Origin of the sequence: Paraferrimonas sedimenticola (genome assembly GCF_002282855.1) — a bacterium.
In the GTDB taxonomy this organism is placed as follows: domain Bacteria; phylum Pseudomonadota; class Gammaproteobacteria; order Enterobacterales; family Shewanellaceae; genus Paraferrimonas; species Paraferrimonas sedimenticola.
Window position 1 is genome coordinate 88,314 of the sequence record NZ_NRIR01000004.1, and the last position, 18,687, is coordinate 107,000.

The 18,687-nt window shown below is 51.8% G+C and carries 17 protein-coding genes; 10 read left to right on the forward strand and 7 right to left on the reverse strand.

The window, feature by feature from the left end:
- Window positions 1-591: a TetR/AcrR family transcriptional regulator gene (locus tag CLC93_RS08445; RefSeq protein ID WP_095505526.1), complete on the forward strand. Its 591-nt coding sequence runs from the start codon at window positions 1-3 to the stop codon at window positions 589-591.
- Here CLC93_RS08445 and CLC93_RS08450 read toward each other — a convergent pair.
- The gene (locus CLC93_RS08450; protein ID WP_169902911.1) at window positions 584-1,270 is read right to left on the reverse strand and encodes a helix-turn-helix transcriptional regulator; all 687 of its coding nucleotides are present in this window, start codon (window positions 1,268-1,270) and stop codon (window positions 584-586) included. The two genes, CLC93_RS08445 and CLC93_RS08450, sit on opposite strands and share 8 nt — an antisense overlap.
- A 225-nt stretch (window positions 1,271-1,495) precedes the next feature.
- Between CLC93_RS08450 and serA the strand changes: the two genes are divergently transcribed.
- The 8 genes from serA to CLC93_RS08490 all read left to right on the forward strand — a co-directional run bounded on the left by serA (window position 1,496) and on the right by CLC93_RS08490 (window position 11,469).
- The gene (gene serA / locus CLC93_RS08455; RefSeq protein WP_095505528.1) at window positions 1,496-2,725 is read left to right on the forward strand and encodes a phosphoglycerate dehydrogenase; all 1,230 of its coding nucleotides are present in this window, start codon (window positions 1,496-1,498) and stop codon (window positions 2,723-2,725) included.
- A gap of 160 nt (window positions 2,726-2,885) precedes the next feature.
- Window positions 2,886-3,764 carry a CAF17-like 4Fe-4S cluster assembly/insertion protein YgfZ gene (gene ygfZ, locus CLC93_RS08460; protein WP_095505529.1) on the forward strand — a complete coding sequence of 293 codons (879 nt, stop codon included), beginning with the start codon at window positions 2,886-2,888 and terminating at the stop codon, window positions 3,762-3,764.
- 130 nt (window positions 3,765-3,894) lie between these two features.
- Entirely contained in the window at window positions 3,895-4,611 is a 717-nt protein-coding gene (locus CLC93_RS08465) for an ABC transporter ATP-binding protein (RefSeq protein ID WP_095505530.1), read from the forward strand.
- Complete coding sequence (locus CLC93_RS08470; RefSeq protein WP_095505531.1) at window positions 4,593-7,058, forward strand: ABC transporter permease; 2,466 nt, start codon at window positions 4,593-4,595, stop codon at window positions 7,056-7,058. Before CLC93_RS08465 ends, CLC93_RS08470 begins: the two co-directional genes overlap by 19 nt.
- On the forward strand, window positions 7,058-8,134 hold the full coding sequence (locus CLC93_RS08475) for a lipocalin-like domain-containing protein (RefSeq protein WP_095505532.1): 1,077 nt from the start codon (window positions 7,058-7,060) through the stop codon (window positions 8,132-8,134). Before CLC93_RS08470 ends, CLC93_RS08475 begins: the two co-directional genes overlap by 1 nt.
- A 161-nt stretch (window positions 8,135-8,295) precedes the next feature.
- The gene (locus CLC93_RS08480) at window positions 8,296-8,544 is read left to right on the forward strand and encodes a chaperone NapD (protein ID WP_095505533.1); all 249 of its coding nucleotides are present in this window, start codon (window positions 8,296-8,298) and stop codon (window positions 8,542-8,544) included.
- A gap of 27 nt (window positions 8,545-8,571) precedes the next feature.
- Window positions 8,572-11,052: a nitrate reductase catalytic subunit NapA gene (napA, locus tag CLC93_RS08485; RefSeq protein ID WP_095505534.1), complete on the forward strand. Its 2,481-nt coding sequence runs from the start codon at window positions 8,572-8,574 to the stop codon at window positions 11,050-11,052.
- Between the two features lie 15 nt (window positions 11,053-11,067).
- The gene (locus tag CLC93_RS08490) at window positions 11,068-11,469 is read left to right on the forward strand and encodes a nitrate reductase cytochrome c-type subunit (protein WP_095505535.1); all 402 of its coding nucleotides are present in this window, start codon (window positions 11,068-11,070) and stop codon (window positions 11,467-11,469) included.
- A 64-nt stretch (window positions 11,470-11,533) separates the two neighbouring features.
- On the opposite strand, the gene CLC93_RS08495 is transcribed toward CLC93_RS08490, so the two are convergent.
- Both CLC93_RS08495 and CLC93_RS08500 read right to left on the reverse strand, forming a co-directional pair.
- Window positions 11,534-12,091 carry a cytochrome P460 family protein gene (locus CLC93_RS08495; RefSeq protein WP_169902913.1) on the reverse strand — a complete coding sequence of 186 codons (558 nt, stop codon included), beginning with the start codon at window positions 12,089-12,091 and terminating at the stop codon, window positions 11,534-11,536.
- Between the two features lie 158 nt (window positions 12,092-12,249).
- Complete coding sequence (locus CLC93_RS08500) at window positions 12,250-12,987, reverse strand: ferredoxin--NADP reductase (RefSeq protein ID WP_095505537.1); 738 nt, start codon at window positions 12,985-12,987, stop codon at window positions 12,250-12,252.
- A gap of 152 nt (window positions 12,988-13,139) precedes the next feature.
- Here CLC93_RS08500 and CLC93_RS08505 point away from each other — a divergent pair, with 152 nt between their 5' ends.
- Window positions 13,140-13,916, forward strand: a complete 777-nt coding sequence (locus tag CLC93_RS08505) for a YbaY family lipoprotein (protein WP_169902915.1) — start codon at window positions 13,140-13,142, stop codon at window positions 13,914-13,916.
- Here CLC93_RS08505 and aroG read toward each other — a convergent pair.
- From aroG to CLC93_RS08525, 4 genes are all read right to left on the reverse strand, one after another.
- A complete protein-coding gene (aroG, locus tag CLC93_RS08510) occupies window positions 13,913-14,968 on the reverse strand; it encodes a 3-deoxy-7-phosphoheptulonate synthase AroG (RefSeq protein ID WP_095505539.1) in 1,056 nt (351 codons plus the stop codon). The genes CLC93_RS08505 and aroG overlap by 4 nt on opposite strands.
- A gap of 167 nt (window positions 14,969-15,135) precedes the next feature.
- Window positions 15,136-16,404 (reverse strand): dicarboxylate/amino acid:cation symporter, encoded by a 1,269-nt coding sequence (locus CLC93_RS08515; RefSeq protein ID WP_095505540.1) that lies wholly within the window; start codon window positions 16,402-16,404, stop codon window positions 15,136-15,138.
- Between the two features lie 354 nt (window positions 16,405-16,758).
- Window positions 16,759-17,427 carry a hypothetical protein gene (locus tag CLC93_RS08520; RefSeq protein WP_095505541.1) on the reverse strand — a complete coding sequence of 223 codons (669 nt, stop codon included), beginning with the start codon at window positions 17,425-17,427 and terminating at the stop codon, window positions 16,759-16,761.
- Window positions 17,428-17,692: 265 nt separating this feature from the next.
- Window positions 17,693-18,373, reverse strand: a complete 681-nt coding sequence (locus CLC93_RS08525) for a hypothetical protein (RefSeq protein WP_095505542.1) — start codon at window positions 18,371-18,373, stop codon at window positions 17,693-17,695.
- Window positions 18,374-18,687: the final 314 nt, after the last annotated feature.

Consider the following 18,687-nt stretch of genomic DNA (forward strand, 5'->3'; position numbering starts at 1 on the left):
ATGAGTCGTAAATCTACCAAGCGAGATGCCATTTTGGACGCGGCCCTCAAACTCTTTGTTGAACAGGGGTTTGAGGCCACCTCCACCGCATCGGTTGCGCGCGCCGCTGAAGTGGCCACTGGAACTCTGTTTCACCACTTTGCCAACAAACAAGAACTGCTCGACCAACTCTATTTGCAAGTCAAAGAGGACATGGCCAGCATTCTCGCTCAATCGGTACAGGGCGCAGCGCCACCAAGCAGCGCGGTCGAGTATCGCGCCTTGGTTGAGTCGGTTTGGAAGCAATCCATAGAAACAGCGCTGGCCAATCCTTTAAAAACGCGTTTTTTCTATCGTTTTTTTAAAGGCCACGAGGTGTCAGACAGCATCAATCAGCAAGCCATTGACCAGGCCATCGGCTTGATTGGCGAGCTTCTACAACTTGGCCAAGGACATCTGACGCATGCGCCATTGCCCTTGATGGCTCACATGAGCCACAGCCAATTTTTAGCGGCTACCGAGTACTTCATGGCTAACCCTGAGCTCTGGCATCAGGCAAAGCACAGGGACGCCGCCTTTCAATTGATGTGGAAGGGCATAAGCGTTAGCTAGCTTCCGCTAACAAACGCTTATGCCGCGACGCCCACTCGTGCAAATCGATGCGACTGCGCGCATCGATTTTTCGATACAGTGCCGAGATGTGTGACTTGACCGTGTGCTCGCTGATGTAAAGCGAGCGTGCGATTTCTTTGTTACGCGCACCTTGGTGAATCATCATTAGTACCCGCACCTCTTTGTTGGTTAGCGCTTGCACCTTCTCCAGCGATTGCGGCCCAACCTCGATAGAGCCTTGCTCCTTGATTAATTGCTGGCACAGCTCTCCCACCACGTGGCTGGAAAACCACAACTCTCCGGCCAACATTTTCGACAAACCCACTAACAGCCGCTCCAGCGAATGATGGTCATAGTAAATCCCCTGCAACCCCATCATTAGCGCCACCCGCTCGTTAACACTGTTCTTCGGCGCTTGGTACAAGGCCACTCGCGCCTCAGCGACGTCAGGCGTTTGCGCCAGCAACTCGGCCGCTTGCGGGGGGATACCGTTATCAAAGGGAAACGCCGCGCGACAACTGAGCAATACCAGTACAGAGTTATCTTGGTGTTCTTGCCAGGGGAGCGAACGCCAGTGAGGAGCGATTGCAATTCGATAGCCGGCGCGCCGCGCTACTGCCGTTAGCGTGCAAGCTTGAGCGTTGGGTTGAACCAGAAATAGGGATTTTTGTGAGTGCATGGCAATTCCTTTGCGTGATACACATTCCATCGTGTAACTAGGGTATAGCTAACAAATCCCAGTATCGCCAATTCGCCCTCAGCCAAAGGTATGACTCAAGCGGCACTAGTTGAAAATAAATCCCATACAAAGCGGCGAAACGCACTTACAAAGCTTGGGTTTTTTGATACTTTTGAGGCTTCGAAATACCGAATAAAAAAGCCAATTAACAACAAGGGAAAATCCATGACGCAGCATTCGTTGGATAAGGACAAAATCAACATACTCTTGCTCGAGGGTGTTCACCCAAGCGCCATCGACACTCTAGCTCGTTTGGGCTACACCAATGTTGAGTCAATCAAGTCCTCCCTTAGCGATGAAGAGCTCAAGCAAAAAATTGCCAATGTGCACTTTATTGGCATTCGCAGTCGCACTCAGCTTACCGAAGAAGTTATTGCTCACGCCAACAAACTTGTGGCCATCGGCTGCTTCTGTATTGGCACTAATCAGGTAGCCCTAAAAGCCGCTGAGATCAGAGGAATTCCGGTATTTAACGCACCGTTTTCCAACACTCGCTCGGTCGCTGAATTGGTGTTAGGTGAGATCATCATGCTGTGCCGCGGCATTCCGCAGCGCAACGCTCAGTGTCATCGCGGCGGTTGGGCGAAAAGCGCCCAAGGTTCCACCGAAGTTCGCGGTAAGACTCTAGGTGTGATTGGCTATGGCCACATTGGTACTCAGCTTGGAATTCTTGCGGAGACTTTGGGCATGCAGGTGGCCTTTTACGACATCGAAGACAAGCTGCCCTTGGGGAATGCTCAGCAAGTTCACTCGCTAAACGAACTGCTAAGCATGTCGGATGTGGTCAGCCTACACGTACCTGAGACCAAAGAAACTCAGAACATGATTGGCCAAGCCGAATTGGCAGCGATGAAGCCAGGCGCCAAGTTAATCAACGCCTCGCGCGGTACCGTAGTGGATATCGATGCTTTAGCCGAAGCCCTGACTTCAAGCCACGTAGGCGGTGCGGCGATTGACGTATTCCCGGTTGAGCCCAAGTCGAACCAGGACGAATTTGTCAGTGCGTTGCGCGGTTTAGACAATGTATTGCTCACACCACACATTGGCGGCTCTACCGCTGAGGCCCAACAAAACATTGGCATTGAAGTGGCTGGTAAGCTGGCCAAGTACTCAGACAATGGTTCTACCCTATCCGCGGTTAACTTCCCTGAAGTGTCGCTACCGACCCACGAAGGCGCCAGTCGTCTGTTGCACGTACACCGCAACCAACCCGGTGTGTTAACCCAAATTAACCAAGCCTTTGCCGAGCAGCAAATCAACATTGCTTCGCAATACCTGCAAACCACAGCGGACATTGGTTATGTGGTGATGGATGTGGACAGCAACGATGCTGAACGCGCGTTGGCGCAGATGAAGTCGATTGATGGCACCATTCGAGCACGGTTACTCAACTAAAACCTTCTCAGCTAAACAGGGCTCGGTCAAAACCTGAGGCAGTCGACAGAAAAACGGGTAGCACAGGCTACCCGTTTATGGTTTCGTTTCCCAATGCTGAGAATTGGATTACAATTCCAGCCAATACAAGGCAAGCCAACAATAATCCATAGGACCTTCTATGAGCCAAGCGTATCAAATTCATTCGTTAGACCACTTAAGCCTAATTCGCGTCGAAGGCGCTGATACCTTTAGTTTTCTGCAAAGCCAAGTGACCTGTGACGTAGTTGCCCTAGAAGACGGTGGCGTGTGCTGGGGTGGTCACTGCGATCCCAAAGGCAAGTTACTGGCACCGTTTCGAATTGTGCGTCAGGGCGATGGAGCCTTGTTGCTGCTGCCAAACAGTGTGGCCAGCGACGACCTAGCTCAGATTCAAAAGTACGCCGTGTTCAACAAAGTAGAATTCCAGCACGACGATGAAGTGGCCATGGCGGCAGTTACTGGCGATGTTGATGCCTTTATCAGTGAGCACGGCCAAAGCTTTGATGGCCAGTCTGCCCTGCTAAATGACACTACTTTTGTTCGCCAAGACCACGGTCTGCTGGTTATCGGTCCATTGGCGGCAACCCTAACTGCCACCTCGCCTTTTATCGCTCATGAAATTGAGGCGGGCTTACCGCTGCTGGCCAATGAGCACATGGGCCAGTACATTCCGCAGATGTTTAATCTACAAGCGATTGGCGGCATTAGCTTTGAGAAAGGCTGTTATCTTGGCCAAGAGACCGTGGCGCGTATCCACTATCGCGGTGGCTTAAAGCGTCGTTTGTTTGTGCTTAAAGGCGAGGCCAAATCGACCGTAAGCCCGGCCACTGGCTTGCAATTAGACAGCGGTCGTCGCGCCGGTGAAATTGTTGCCGTGGCCCAGAGTGGTGAGCAAGTGTCGCTGCTGGCAATTATGAGCATCGATGCCGATGAGAGCGCCAACTACCAAGTGGCCGACATAGATAGTCAGCTGCAAGTCCAAGCGCTGCCTTACAGCCTAAATGAAGGTCAAAGTTAAGGTCAAAACCGCATGAATCAGCCGCGCAACTGCGCGGCTTTTTTGTATCTGTTGAGCGTGCCCGCCATTGTCTCGCGCTGATCCTCTCCTATGCTTCACTCGTAACAGGCTTTAATCACAGGACGCATTGATGGGGCGCGAATTGTTAAGACTTATAGGAATCAGCAAGGCCTTCTCGCAAGGGCAGCTAACATCGCAGGTGCTCGACAACTTAGACTTGAGCCTGCACGAGGGCAGTCAGTTGGCCCTGATGGGGGCTAGCGGTAGCGGCAAATCGACCCTGTTAAACGTCATCGCTCAATTCGAACCCGCTGACCAAGGTCAAATTTTGTTTGATGGACAACCGCTGGCCAACCTAGGTCAAGCCGAGCTGGCTCAGTGGCGTCGTCGCTCCCTTGGTGTAGTGTTTCAACAATACAATCTGCTCGCCCCGCTAACCGCTCGCCAGAACATAGAGTTCTGCCTGCAACTGGCGGGTAAACCTTGGAGCGACTGGGTCGATCATTGTTGTCAACGCTTGTCCCTAGAACCACTTCTGGACAAATTGCCCTACCAGCTATCCGGTGGACAGCAACAACGGGTGGCCATTGCTCGCGCCATTGCTCATCAACCGCCATTGTTACTCGCCGACGAGCCCACAGGTAACCTAGACCAAGAAGCCAGCGACCAAGTGATGGCACTGTTGGTGGAGCTGGGCAAGGCGTCCAACAGCGCTATTTTGATGGTGACTCACTCTCGCCGAGCCGCCGACTTCCTGCAACAGCGAGCCGAGCTGCATCAAGGGCAACTGCACTTTGACGAGCAAAGTCCACAGACGGAGCAGGCGCCATGGCGAGCGATACCTTAACCGCATTTCACGTATTACTGCGCCACTACCGCCAGGCACCAATGCAGCTTGTATCGGCCTTGGTGGGCATCGTGTTGGCTGTGAGCTTGTTGATAGGCGTAAAGGCCATCAACGAACGCGCGAAAGACAGCTATCAAAATGCTTCTGAACTACTCGCCGCGCCAGCCACCCATGTGATTGGTCCGCAAAACGACTATGGTGGAATTAGCGACCAGCAATACGTAGCGCTCAAGCAAGCCGGTATTGAGAACATTGCGCCCTACATCAGCGGCTGGCTGACCTTGGCCAATGGCGACACCATAAAACTCACCGGCCTCGACATTCTTGCCAACTGGCGTGGCGAAGCGCCATTGACGCTCGAAACGGATGCCAGACTCGACTTAGCCGAACTCTGGCAGCCTCCGTTTGTCGGTATTGTAAGTCGCGATACCGCCAATCGCTTAGGCCTCGAGGAAGGAGACTCGCTGGCCTTGAGTAATCAACGTCAGCTACCCATTTTAATTAGTCCGGACGAGCGCCTTGGCAGTGGTGTGATGGTGGACATTGCCGCAGCTAAATGGCTGTTACAAATGCCGCAACAGTTGTCCTATATCGCCATTTTTAGCGAAGAGACCGCACAACAGGTCGAACCCTTGCTGATTGATGGGGTGCGCATGCAAGCCCAAGACAAGGGTTTGGAATTGGCCTCGCTGACTGACTCGTTTCACCTCAACTTACAGGCTATTAGCTACCTGGCTTTTATCGTCGGTGCTTTTATTGGCTACCACGCGCTGCGCTTCTCATTGCTACAACGCCAACACCTGCTGCTGAGACTACGTCAACTCGGCCTCGATGGACGCGCCGTGGCCTATGCATTAGCGCTGGAGATGATACTTATCAGCGCAATAGGTGCGGCCCTTGGCGTCTTCGTTGGCTTGCAACTGGCACAATGGCTACAGCCCATGGTGGCCATGACCTTAGAACAACTGTATCAAGTGACCTTGCTGCCGGGGCAGTGGCGCATCAGTTGGTTCATTCAAGCTTGGTTGCTCACTCTGGCCACCGCCGCGCTGGCGTTGGCGCCAACTTGGCGTCAGTTACATCAAACCAAGCTCACCGAGCTGGCGGAGCTTAGCGATCGCCTCGACCGCAACCAAAACCTGCGCAAACGATTGTTCGGTCTCGGGGTGTTGTTGACGCTCTCCGCTTTTGTCACCTTGCTGATAAGCCAGCACCCACGTGTCTCTCTAGGCGCCACAGGCGCTTTGACCTTGGCCATACCCCTGATGCTGCCGCTAGCACTTGAGCGCCTGCTATTACTGGTGACCAAACCGCTTTCCAAGCGCCCTGCCGGTCTAGGTCAGTGGCTACTATCCGATGCACGTCAACTGGCGGATGGGCTGAGTTTGGCCTTGATGGCCATGGTCCTTGCTCTGTGCGCCAACTTGGCCATCAACACACTGGTTTCCAGTTTTGAGGTCAGCCTTAAAGGGTTCCTCAACCAGAGGCTGGCCGCCGATATTTACCTGCGCCCACCTGCGGCACAACGTGAAGCCATGGAAGCGAGCTTAAAGCAGCGCGGCAATGATGTGCGCGTGGTGCATTATTATCAAACCAGCATTCGCCTCGGCGAACAGCCGGTACTGGTGTCGAGCAGTGAAACCGACCAATTGGCCAATGTACTGGCGATGAAAGACGAGCTGCCGCTGTATTGGCCCGAATTTGGTGAGAGCCGGCGCGCGCTCATCAGCGAGCCATTAGCCCTGCGAATGGGTCTCGAGGTAGGACAGACCATCACTCTGGCCGAATTGGGTCAGTTCCAGGTGGCGGCCATTTACTACGACTACGGCAACCCTAGAGGGCAAGCCTTCATCCCGATGCCGGTTTACCAGCAACTGCTGCCGCAGGCCAAACCTCTGTCACTGGGCCTGTTCTTGGCGGACGATCAAGACCCGCAAACTTGGCTCACCGAGCTGACGCAAAGCTTTAACCTCTCAGAGCAAAATATCATTGACCAGCAGAAACTGCGACAGACCGCTTTGGCCATGTTTGAGCAGACCTTTGCCATTACTTTAGCGCTCAACAGCTTGACCCTATTGGTGGCCTCCATTGGTCTATTCAGTGCCTTGCTCAGCTTATCCCAGCAACGACAGGCAGTGTTTGCGCTGCTCACCAGCCTAGGACTATCGCCAAGACAGGTGTTGGGCTTGGCCGTGGCGCAAAACCTGACGCTAGTGCTGGCCAGCGGCTTATTGGCTCTGCCCTTTAGCGCAATGCTGGCATGGGCGCTTATCGACAAAGTTACCTTGCACAGCTTTGGCTGGACCATTGCTATGAGCTGGCAGTGGAGTGACTACTTTTACGTGCTAGCGATTGCTTTGATTGCCACCGGCGTGGCGAGCTTGAGCGCCATTCGCTGGCAGTTGGCGCAACCCCTGCTCAAACGCCTGCAGACCGAGGCACGCTGATGAAAATCCTTATCCTACTACTGACCATTGCGGGCATCAGCGCCTGCCAACCTGCCGCCACTAGCGATGACTCACAACTGGTGATTGCTTCGATGCAGCAATCTGGCGACGACTATGCGCAAGTATTGCCCGAAACTCGAATCGAATTCCCCCAAGACCACGGCCCTCATCCAGCCTTTCGCCAAGAGTGGTGGTATTTGACAGCTAACCTAAAAGACGAACAGGGCGAGCCGCTTGGGCTGCAGTGGACTCAGTTTCGCGTGTCCCTAACTCCAGAGGTACCAGCCGAAGCGCAACCGGATTGGCAAACCCAGCAGTTGTTTCTCGGCCATGCGGCGGTCACTTCGGCAGACCAGCACCTAGCCGCTGAACGTTGGCAGCGACAACACCCACAATTGGCCTTTGTCACCGCAGCCCCGCTAACTGTGGCGCTCAACAATTGGCGCTGGCAAAGTGATGGCGAAACCCTATTGCCAGCGAGCTTGTCGGTAAGCACCGAAGAGTTTGGCTACCAACTTCGCCTTGAAGGTACATCGCAAATTTGGCTGCAAGGTGAAGACGGTTTTTCACAAAAGCATCACAGCGAGCCCATCGCCAGTCACTACTACTCGCAACCTTTTATACGAGTCAGCGGACAAGTGCGCTTTGGCGATGAGATAAAAACCGTCACCGGTGAAGCCTGGCTTGACCGAGAGTGGAGCTCACAGTTTTTGGGCGAAAGCCAAGACGGCTGGGATTGGTTCGCACTCAAGCTATCTGAGGATGAGCGCCTGATGCTGTATCAACTAAGGGGCGAGAATCCTTACCTTTATGCCAACATCATGTATCGAGACGGAACTCGCAAGCCGCTCGACTCGGCGGATATACAGATGACTCCCACCGGCTTTTTCGAAGCCGATGACAGTCGCTATCCAAGCGAATGGACCATCAAAAGCGAGCGCTACCAAATAGACCTCAAAGTCAGTGCCATCAACCCCGACAGCCGCATGCCGCTGACCCTGCCCTACTGGGAAGGGCCGGTACAATTCTTCGGCTCCCACCAGGGCTTTGGTTACCTAGAGTTGACAGGTTATTAACGTACTGAATAATAAACAGGTATTGGCGAATATTTGACGCTGATCCAGCTTTTCATGAATTACCTCTAGGGGGGTATATCCCTCAAAAATGTGTGGAATAAACTTCGGTTATCTAATCTACACTTGATCGCAAACCAATTTCTCAGGAAGTGAGCAAATCCATGGCCGACGAATATCAAGTCACCTCTTTGGTTGTCCATTGCCAACCGGATATCGAATCTAAAGTCACCGAGCGCATCAATGCGCTAGCCGGCGTTGAAGTCCACGCCACCAATGATCAAGGCAAGCTAGTAGTCACCGTTGAAAGCGAGTCGCAAAAAGGCCTGCTCGACGGCGTAGAAGCCATTAACAAAACCCCAGGTGTGCTATCTGCCACTCTGGTGTATCACCAAATCGAACCCATCGAATAAATACCAATATTGAAAAGTGAGGAACGCATGAGCATCAGTCGTCGCCAGTTCTTAAAGAGCAACGCTGTCGCTGCTGCCGCTACCGCTGCGGGTGTGAGCATCCCGGTAAAAGTGTTAGCTGCTGACAAAGATAGCGAGATCAAATGGGACAAGGCCCCTTGCCGTTTTTGCGGTGTGGGTTGTTCCGTTTTAGTCGGTACCCAAAAAGGTCGCGTTGTTGCGACTCAAGGTGATCCAGAAAGCCCAGTCAACAAGGGCTTGAACTGTATCAAGGGTTACTTCTTGTCGAAAATTATGTACGGCAAGGACCGTCTAGACTCGCCACTGCTGCGTATGAAAGACGGCAAATACGACAAAAACGGTGAGTTCACTCCAGTGAGCTGGGACGTGGCGCTAGACACCATGGCTGACAAGTGGAAAGCCTCTATCGCTAAAAAAGGCCCAACTTCTGTAGGTATGTTCGGTTCAGGCCAGTGGACGGTTTGGGAAGGTTATGCCGCTTCTAAACTGCACAAAGCCGGTTTCCGTACCAACAACATCGATCCAAATGCTCGCCACTGTATGGCCTCTGCGGTAGGCGCATTTATGCGTGCGTTCGGCATGGATGAGCCAATGGGCAGCTACGACGATTTCGAAGCCGCTGACCACTTCGTGCTTTGGGGCGCCAACATGGCAGAAATGCACCCAATCTTGTGGGCTCGCGTATCAGACCGTCGCCTAGGCAATCCAAACTCTAAAGTTCACGTACTGTCGACCTTTGAAAACCGCTCTTGCGACTTGTCTGACAACACGCTGATCTTTAAGCCGCAAACCGACTTGTACATTCTGAACTTTATCGCCAACTACATTATTCAGAACAACAAGGTCAACAAAGACTTCGTTGGTAAGCACGTCAACTTCGTTGAAGGTGTGACCGACATTGGTTACGGTCTGCGTCCGGATCACCCGCTGGAGAAGAAAGCCAAGAACCCTGGCAACGGCGGTGCAAAACCGATCGACTTTGAAGCCTTTAAAGCCTTCGTATCTGAGTACACCCTTGAGCGTGCCTCAAAAGAATCTGGTGTACCAGAAGAGAACTTGATTGCGTTGGCCGAAGCCTACGCTGATCCAAACATCAAGGTGATGAGCTTGTGGACCATGGGTATCAACCAGCACGTACGTGGTGTTTGGGCCAACAACATGATTTACAACATTCACCTGCTAACCGGCAAAATCGCTACCCCTGGTAACAGCCCATTCAGCTTGACCGGTCAACCTTCAGCTTGTGGTACTGCTCGTGAAGTGGGTACTTTTGCCCACCGTCTGCCTGCGGACATGGTGGTTAAGAATCCTAAGCACCGCGAAGCTGCTGAGAAGCGCTGGAAGCTGCCTGAAGGCACCATTCCACCTAAGCCGGGCTACCACGCGGTTCTGCAAAACCGCATGCTCAAAGACGGCAAACTGAACTGTTACTGGACCATGTGTACCAACAACATTCAGGCCGGTCCGAACACCAACGACGAAGCACTGCCAGGTTACCGCAACCCTGAAAACTTCATCGTGGTATCTGACCCGTACCCAACCGTGACCGCCATGGCCGCTGACCTAATTCTGCCGACTGCGATGTGGGTAGAGAAAGAAGGTGCTTACGGTAACGCCGAGCGTCGTACGCAAATGTGGCACCAGCAAGTTGAGCCGCCAAAAGGCGCCAAGTCTGACTTGTGGCAGCTAGTTGAGTTCTCTAAGCGCTTCAAAGTCGAAGATGTTTGGGATGCCGAGCTGATTGCTAAGAAGCCTGAGTACGCAGGTAAGAGCTTGTACGAAGTGTTGTTTGCCAATGGCGAAGTGAACAAGTTCCCAGTGAGCGACTGTAAAGGTGAAATGAACACCGAGTCAGACCACTTTGGTTTCTACATTCAAAAAGGCTTGTACGAAGAGTACGCCGGCTTTACTCGCGGTCACTACCACGACTTGGCCGACTTTGACGCCTACCACGCCAGCCGCGGTTACCGTTGGCCTGTGGTTAACGGCAAAGAAACCGTGCGTCGCTACGCCGAAGGTTCTGACCCATACGTTAAGCCAGGTAAAGGCTTTGAGTTTTACGGTAAGCCAGACGGCAAAGCGGTTATCTTCGCACTGCCATACGAGCCAGCCGCTGAAGAGCCAACCGCAGAGTACGATTTGTGGATGAGCACAGGTCGCGTATTGGAGCACTGGCACACAGGTTCGATGACCGCTCGTGTACCTGAGATCCACAAGTCTTACCCAGACGCGCAGATCTTCATGCACCCAGAAGACGCTAAGTCTCGCGGTCTAGTTCGCGGTGACGAAGTGAAGGTAGCCTCACCTCGTGGTGAAGTACGTACTCGTGTAGAGACCAAAGGTCGCAACAAGCCGCCTCGTGGCGTTGTCTTCATGCCATTCTTCGACGCGCGTCAGTTGGTCAACAAGCTATTGCTTGATGCCACCGACCCATTGTCGAAAGAAACGGACTTCAAGAAGTGTCCTGTGAAGGTAACTAAGGTTTAAGGCGGAGATATTACAATGAAAAAATCACTAAGCGTTGTCGCAGTCGCCTTACTACTTGGCGCTTGCTCAGGACAAATGAGCGAACCACAGGCCGAGCCGGTTGCAGTTAAGTCGCTGCACGGTCCAGCTGACATCAGCACGGTTCGTCCGGCCGATGCCATGCCTGAGTACCCGAAAATGGGTAAGAGCATGGAGCGTGGTTTCGTCCACCAGCCACCGCTGATTCCGCACAAGGACTACAGTATCACGGCTGACAAGAACTCTTGTTTGAACTGTCACGGTGTTAGCAAGAAGCGTCCTGTGCACTCAAGCCACATTGGCGCCGATCAGCAACTGGACAACAAGTGGTACAACTGTACTCAGTGTCACGTGCCACAAGCGTCGAATAAAAGCGAAATTGTTGGCAACGACTTCTAATTTCGCCAGTTAGCAAAAAGCCCCTATCAGCCAAGCTGGTAGGGGCTTTTTTAATTCAGGCGAATTATTTAACTAAGTGCTTGGGCGCAATCAGTGCTGGGTATTGGTCGATGTACAACCAATCGGTGTGTTGGCGTGGCGCATGACAAGTTTTGCAAAAGCTGCTGTTTGGGCTGACGTTGGCCTTTGGCTCTGGGTCAAACATGGCCCAACCCCAACCATCGCTCCAATGCGGACTAGATACAAAGCGACCGCGCGTGTCTTTGACCATCACAAAGAAAATGTCACTGCCTTGTTGGTGGTAAACCGTGCCCGTGTTGAGCTTTTCTGCCTTGGCGAACTTGATGTCCTTAAAAAACACAGTGCCATCAGGCCACTCGCCGGTTTGGTTGAAAGCCTCAAGCGCCAGTTTTTGGGTGTAAATACCGTTGAGGTTTTGCACTTCGCCACCTTCGCCCATCACGGCATTGGTGCCTAGGTGAATCAGCTGAGTTTGAAAGTCTGCAGGAAACGCAATCTCGCCACTAGCGCTAACTAGCTCTTGGTAGGTATCAGCAGGGTTTGCCAGTTCGGCCATAGCCGAGGCACTTAGCAGGCAGAAACTTAGTACAAGGTGGCGCATTGGGATTGTCCTCATTCAGTGATCGCAAAAGCGAAAGGGGCGCTATTCAAGCGCCAACTGAATGTGAGGTCAATCACAAAATGGCCAGTGGTAAAAACTTGCACACTGACCGAATGCTGTTGAACAAGTTTTAGTCCAAACAGACATTAGAGTACTGATTACCAATACTTTTCCACAGTAATCTGGCCCGGTTTACGGCGAAGGTTTTTCTGCAACCCTTGCGATTTAAGCCACTCCACCGTCTCTTGAATCATGTCTGGATTACCGCACAGCATGAACTGACAATCGTCTGCCACAATCGGACAATCCCATTGACTTTGCAAGACGCCCTGCTCCAGCGCCTGAGGAATTCGCATTCTAAGATTGCCCTCGAAATCCTCTCGAGTGATCAACGGCTGCCAAGCAAAGCGCTTAGGGGCACGCTGCACAAACTCATCCAGTTGATCGCGATAGGCCAAGTCCTCTTCAAAGCGGGCGCCATAGGCCAAATAAATGCGCTCGAACTTATCCCAAATGGCTTGCCCTTGCAGCATAGACACAAAGGGCCCGACCGCGGTACCTGTAGCCAACAGCCACAAATTTTTAGCCGCAGGTACTTCATCGACCACCAAAAAGCCCGCCGCCTTGGCGCTGACTTGAATGCTGTCACCCGGCTCAAGCTGGTGCAGATTAGGCGACAACTGCCCTTCTTCCACCTCCACCGCTAGAACCTCAAGAAAGTCAGAGCCTTCGCCATTGACCAGAGAGTAGGCGCGAGCCACGCGTTTTTCGTCTTTAATTTGACTGAGTTTAATGAACTGACCGGCGGTGTACGGCGCAATATCCGCATCGATACGCAAGCTAAACAGCTTGTTATTCCAGTCGATGCGTTGCATCACTTTACCTTCAACCCACATAGCGCATCCTCTTGTTAAATCTATGTAACTAGCATACCGATTCGCACAGTCGATGCGAACTTCTTTCGCAAACCAAGGTCGAAACTGACAGATAGCAAAGCATGTGCTTTTACTCATTCGATTTTCAGCTTCGATTCCAAAAAGGAGACTCCATGGGAGCACCCTCTATACTGCGCAGCGGCATCCTGCTTGCCCTTGTGGCCGGCGTGGCAGCGTGTCAGCCAAATCCGCCTGCACAGTCCACCACACCTGAAGTACTAACCGGTGAGGTTTACTATCGCGAGAAGATAAAACTGCCTGAGGATGCCACCCTACAAGTCTATCTCGAAGATGTTTCACTGGCGGACGCTCCCTCGCAAGTGTTAGCGCACGCCGAATTCAACACGGTAAATGCACCGCCCTACCCGTTTGAGTTTGCAATTCAGAATATCGAATTCAAGAACAATCATAGATACGCACTGCGAGCGCGGATCGAGCACAACGGCCGTTTGATGTACACCAATGACGAGTACATCGCCGCTTTTGACGAAAACAAACCGCACCGTCAGGTGTTGGTGAAAAGGGTACAAAGCGCCATGGGTAGCTTATATGGAGTACATTGGCAGTTTGAATCGCTTAGCGATGGCGAACTGGCAAGCGGTGAGCAAGGCAGAGCAGCCTATTTAGAGTTTGACCAAGACCAACAGAAAGTCGGCGGTTTTAATGGCTGCAACAGCTTTAATGGCGCTATCGAGCAAAAAGGCAAAGCGCTGAGTTTTGGTCTAATGGCCAGCACCATGAAGATGTGTGCCGAGGGCAGCGAACTTGAGCGTCAAGTATCGACAGTGTTAGGCAAGACCCAGTCGTTCAATGTCAAAGGCCAGCGCCTACAATTGCTTGATGACAAGCAGCAGCCACTGGCCCAATTAAAGGCGGTAACCAAACCTTAAGCTTGGCGACGCTGGCGCACGGATTGCGCCAACTCAGCCAACACCTGCTCAGTGTCTGGCCAGCCAATACAGGCATCGGTAATGCTCTGACCGTACGCCAATGGTTGGCCTTCAACCAAATCCTGGCGACCTTCTTCTAAGTGGCTTTCAATCATCACGCCACACAGATTGCAATTACCCGCGCTAATCTGGCCGGCAATATCACTGCTCACATCCAACTGACGCTTGTATTGCTTGAGGCTATTTGCGTGGGAGAAGTCCACCATAATGTTGGCGGGCAAACCGGCTTTCTCTAACTCTTGGGTAATCGCGGCCACATCGTCGGCGTGGTAATTCGGCTGCTTACCGCCGCGCAAAATAATGTGGCAGTGCTCGTTACCCTTAGTGGCGACAATCGCCGAGTGACCGTATTTGGTTACCGACAAGAAATGGTGCGGCGAACTGGCCGAGCCAATGGCGTCGATGGCAATTTTAATGGTGCCGTCGGTACCGTTCTTAAAGCCCACGGGACAAGACAAACCCGAGGCTAGCTCACGGTGCACCTGAGACTCTGTGGTACGGGCACCAATCGCGCCCCAACACATGAAATCCGCCACGTACTGCGGGGTGATCATATCCAAAAATTCACCCGCGGTCGGCAAACCCAAGTCATTCAGGTCTAGCAGCAGCTTGCGCGCCATGCGCAGACCATCGTTGAGTTGGAAGCTGTTGTCCATGTACGGGTCGTTAATAAGCCCCTTCCACCCCACAGTGGTGCGCGGCTTCTCAAAGTAAACTCGCATCACCACTTCTAAGTCGTCCTTGTATTGTTCGCGCAGCTTAACCAAACGGCGACCGTACTCCATCGCGGCGTCAGTATCGTGAATCGAACAAGGTCCAACGATCACTAACAAGCGGTCGTCTTTGCGCGTCAAAATCTTTTGAATCGACGTGCGCGAACCAACGACCGTATCGATGGCGCGCTCGGTGGCTGGGTATTTTTCGGTGACTGCAATTGGTGGCAGCAACTCTTTAATCCGCTCAATGCGTAAGTCGTGAGTCTTGGCGGTCATAATGCTTATTGTCTCTGGAATTTTTGCAAGTCACTCACTCTACTCGCAACCCTTTACTCAGTGCAAACCTCAAGCTCACGTTTCACTATTTTTCAACTAGGAAAGGCCTAAAACGCAACAACCGCGGCCGATTGAGCCGCGGTTGTAAACAGTGGAGCAAGCTTGAGTTAGGCGTTCGCTGTCGCTAACTCTGGCGCTTTTGCCGGTGCGGCTACGGCATCGTCTTCACTGCGATCCACAATGGTTACCACAGCACTATCACCCACCACGTTGGCCGAGGTTACGAACATATCAATGATACGGTCTAGTGCGGCCACAAGGGCAAAGGCTTCGATTGGCAGGCCCATTTGATGAATCAGAACCCCAATCATCACCATACCACCACCGGGTACGCCACCGGCGCCCACTGACAGTAAGAAGACGAAGAAGGCCAATGCCGGTAGCTGCTCATAGCCAATTGGCGCGCCAAAGGCATTCCCCACAAACACAGCGGCAATCGTGATATAAATCGACACACCGCCCATGTTCATGGTCGCTCCCAGCGGCACACCAAAGCCCGCGACCGCTGGCTTTACGTTAAGCTTTTCAGTCAGGGTACGCATTGTCACTGGGATAGTGGCGTTAGAGCTGGCGGTCGATAGCGAGAACAAGAACTGCTCGCGGGTCTTACGGCGAAACTCCGCAGCACTCACATTGGTTTTCCAAGCCACCAGACTTGGGTACACCACGAAGATCCACAGCACTAGCAGGCTCAAAATTAGGCCAATATAACCCAGTACACTTAGGTAGCTTGATGCTTCTAAAGTGGCACCTAGAGTCACCATCAGCGCGAACACACCAATAGGTGCCAGCTGCATCACGACAGTGATCATCTTCATCATGATGGCGTTGGCTTGAGCGAAAAAACGCTGCGCTGGTGCTGCGGCTTCGCCAAGGCTTTTGATGATGCCGCCAGTTAGCAGTGACATGAAAATGATTTGCAGCATGTTGCCTTCGGCAAAGGCTTGAATTGGGTTATCCGGAATAATGCCAACAATCAGCTGGATCACATTAGGTAGCTCGGTGGCTGCAATCTCAGCACTGCTCATGCCGGTCAAGTCCAGCCCTCTGCCTGGCTGCAGCACCATGGCAATCACTAAGGCCACCGAAATGGCAATCAGAGTATTGGCGATATAAAAGCCAAAAGTCTTACCGCCTAGACGACCGAAGGTATTCATGTCCTTCAAGCCACAAATGCCGTTGACAATACTAAAGAACACCAGAGGGACGACCAGTAGCTTAATCAGGCTGACAAACATGGTGCCGGCACCGCTAGCCAACTCCACCACTGTACCGCTGAAGAATTGAATATCGACCAATGCGTATTGAATCAGCGTGCCAAATAACAGACCGATGAAGAGTCCGCCAAAGATCTTGCTGGAAAGAGAACGAAACATAATGAAACCCAGTTTTTGTTGATTGCTAACACGCCTCAAGGGCGTTTTTAATAGTTAAATCAATCCTGAATTACCGAGCTTTAAAACTCAAAACTGCGACGTGATCCAGATCACTTGGCGCCAATTAAAAAGTGAGACACTCATCACGCAACACCATGTTTTAACGGTAATAAATCAACAATAGCTCGCTTTATTAACCATACAAAAACAAAAGAAACAAAGAGTGCCAAAAATAGTTTTTAAACTCGGAAATTCTAGCCCTTTACGCCAACTTGTTTGTATGCGTGTTCAATATGCGCACAAAAAAGCCCAGCGACTGCTAGGCTTTGCATTTACCCGGTTTGGCGAAGTCAATTAGAACCAATACATCAGGCCGAATAAGGCTTTGTCGTCTGGACGGTTGCCCGCAGCCAAACCGGCGTCAGAGGTGTGGGTGAATCGAACGAATGGGGTTAAGCCAGTACCTGTATTCAGATCGGCTTGGATCCACTGGCTGGTCCACTCTTGGCGGTTTTGGCGAGCCGCAATTACATCGTTGTCCTGACGGTGCGCAAACACGTCATAGCTGAGTTTCACTCGGCCAAAGTCATAGCCTATTCCCAAACGGGCACGCTGCTGATCGTCGAACTTGTAGTTGAGGTTGCGATATTCACTCATTGGCTCAGTCAGTTCGACACGCTTGTCGCCGCTGGTATAACGATACTCAGCTCGTACAAAGGCTTTTTCCAAAAAGGTATAAGTCGCGCGAAGCTGAACTCGGTTCTTGTTCTGCGCGCCGTTCACTCCAGCAATGTGCGCTACCGTCGGTGCTATGGTCAAGCCCTCGGTCAGTATGTCTTTGAAGTTATAGCCAAGCCCAAACATGTGATAGCCAATTTCAGAAGTGGTCTCATAGAAGGCAAAAGCGTTACCAAATGAGGTGCCAATATTGAGCTCGGCAGGCAGGAAATTCTTATCGCCTTGGGCAAAAGCTGCGCTTGATGCGAACAATCCTAGAAAGACCAGTTTTGATAAATGTTTCATGTTTGACTCACTCACTGTGGTTAATTTCGAAAGTTTTTGCCCTAAACGCAAAACACCTCGCGAAAGCGAGGTGTTTTAAGGCCATTGGCTAATATGTTTTTGAGCACTATTAGTCTATCGAGAGTTGCGCCGCTGGCTGTGTTTTTATTGACACATCAGGTGTTTGCGCAACTTCGCCGCTCACTGTGGCGAATCTCGAAAGTTCGTGCCTTAAACGCAAAACACCCCGCCGAGGCGAGGTGTTTTATCAAGTCTGTACTGGGGTTTAGAACCAGTAGCTCAGACCGAATAGGGCTTTGTCGTCAGCTTTGTTCTGAGTCGCCGCGCCACCGTCAGAGGTGTGGATGAAACGAACGAAAGGAGTAACGCCAGTGCCAGTGTTCAGGTTCAATTGAACTTCTTGAGCAGTCCAGCTACGACGGTTTTCGCGAGCAGCGATGATGTCGTTGGTTTGACGGAATGCGAACGCATCGTAAGTTACGTTAACGCGACCGAAGTCGTAACCTAGACCGATACGGCCACGGTGAACATCGTCAAACTTGTCTGCGTTACCACGACCTGGAGTGCCTTCTGGCAAGGTTTTGTTTTGGTCTTGAGAACCACCGGTGTAACGGTACTCACCACGAACCATCCAGTTCTCAGCGAACTTGTAGGTAGCGCGGAATTGAGCGCGGTGCTTATCGTCACCACCGTTTACTGCTTTAATGAAAGCGTAGTGAGGAGTCAAAGTCAGACCTTCAACCGCTACGTCACGGAAGTCATAACCGATACCAAACTCGTGGTAGCCAACGTCAGAGTTGGTTTCGTAGTATGCGTGCAAGTTGCCTTGCTCACCAAAGGTAGTGCCTACCAATAGCTCAGCCGCTTTGAAGTTCTCATCACCTGCTGCTTGAGCAGCACCGGCGAAAGCCAAAGAGGCCAACGCTAAACCTAATACTTTTTTCATGTGAGTCTTTACCCGTATCAATTTGTTTATCTAGCCGGAATAGACCCCCGACGTGTTGAATTGCAGTGTAGGGTTTTCTAACTGAACCTAAGTTGAACAGTAATTCCTAATATACCTGTACGAGATCTCATCTAAAATTACACTAAAGCCAACAAACTCAATAAGTTACATCAAAAGATAGAAGGCTTAACAAGTTCACAAATGAACGGCTGTCGTTCAGACGCTAAATAACCTTAAAAAAGCTGAGCGATTAAGGAACTTTTATTCAGCTTCAGATACAAAAAAGCCCGCCAAGAGCGGCGGGCTTTGCAAGA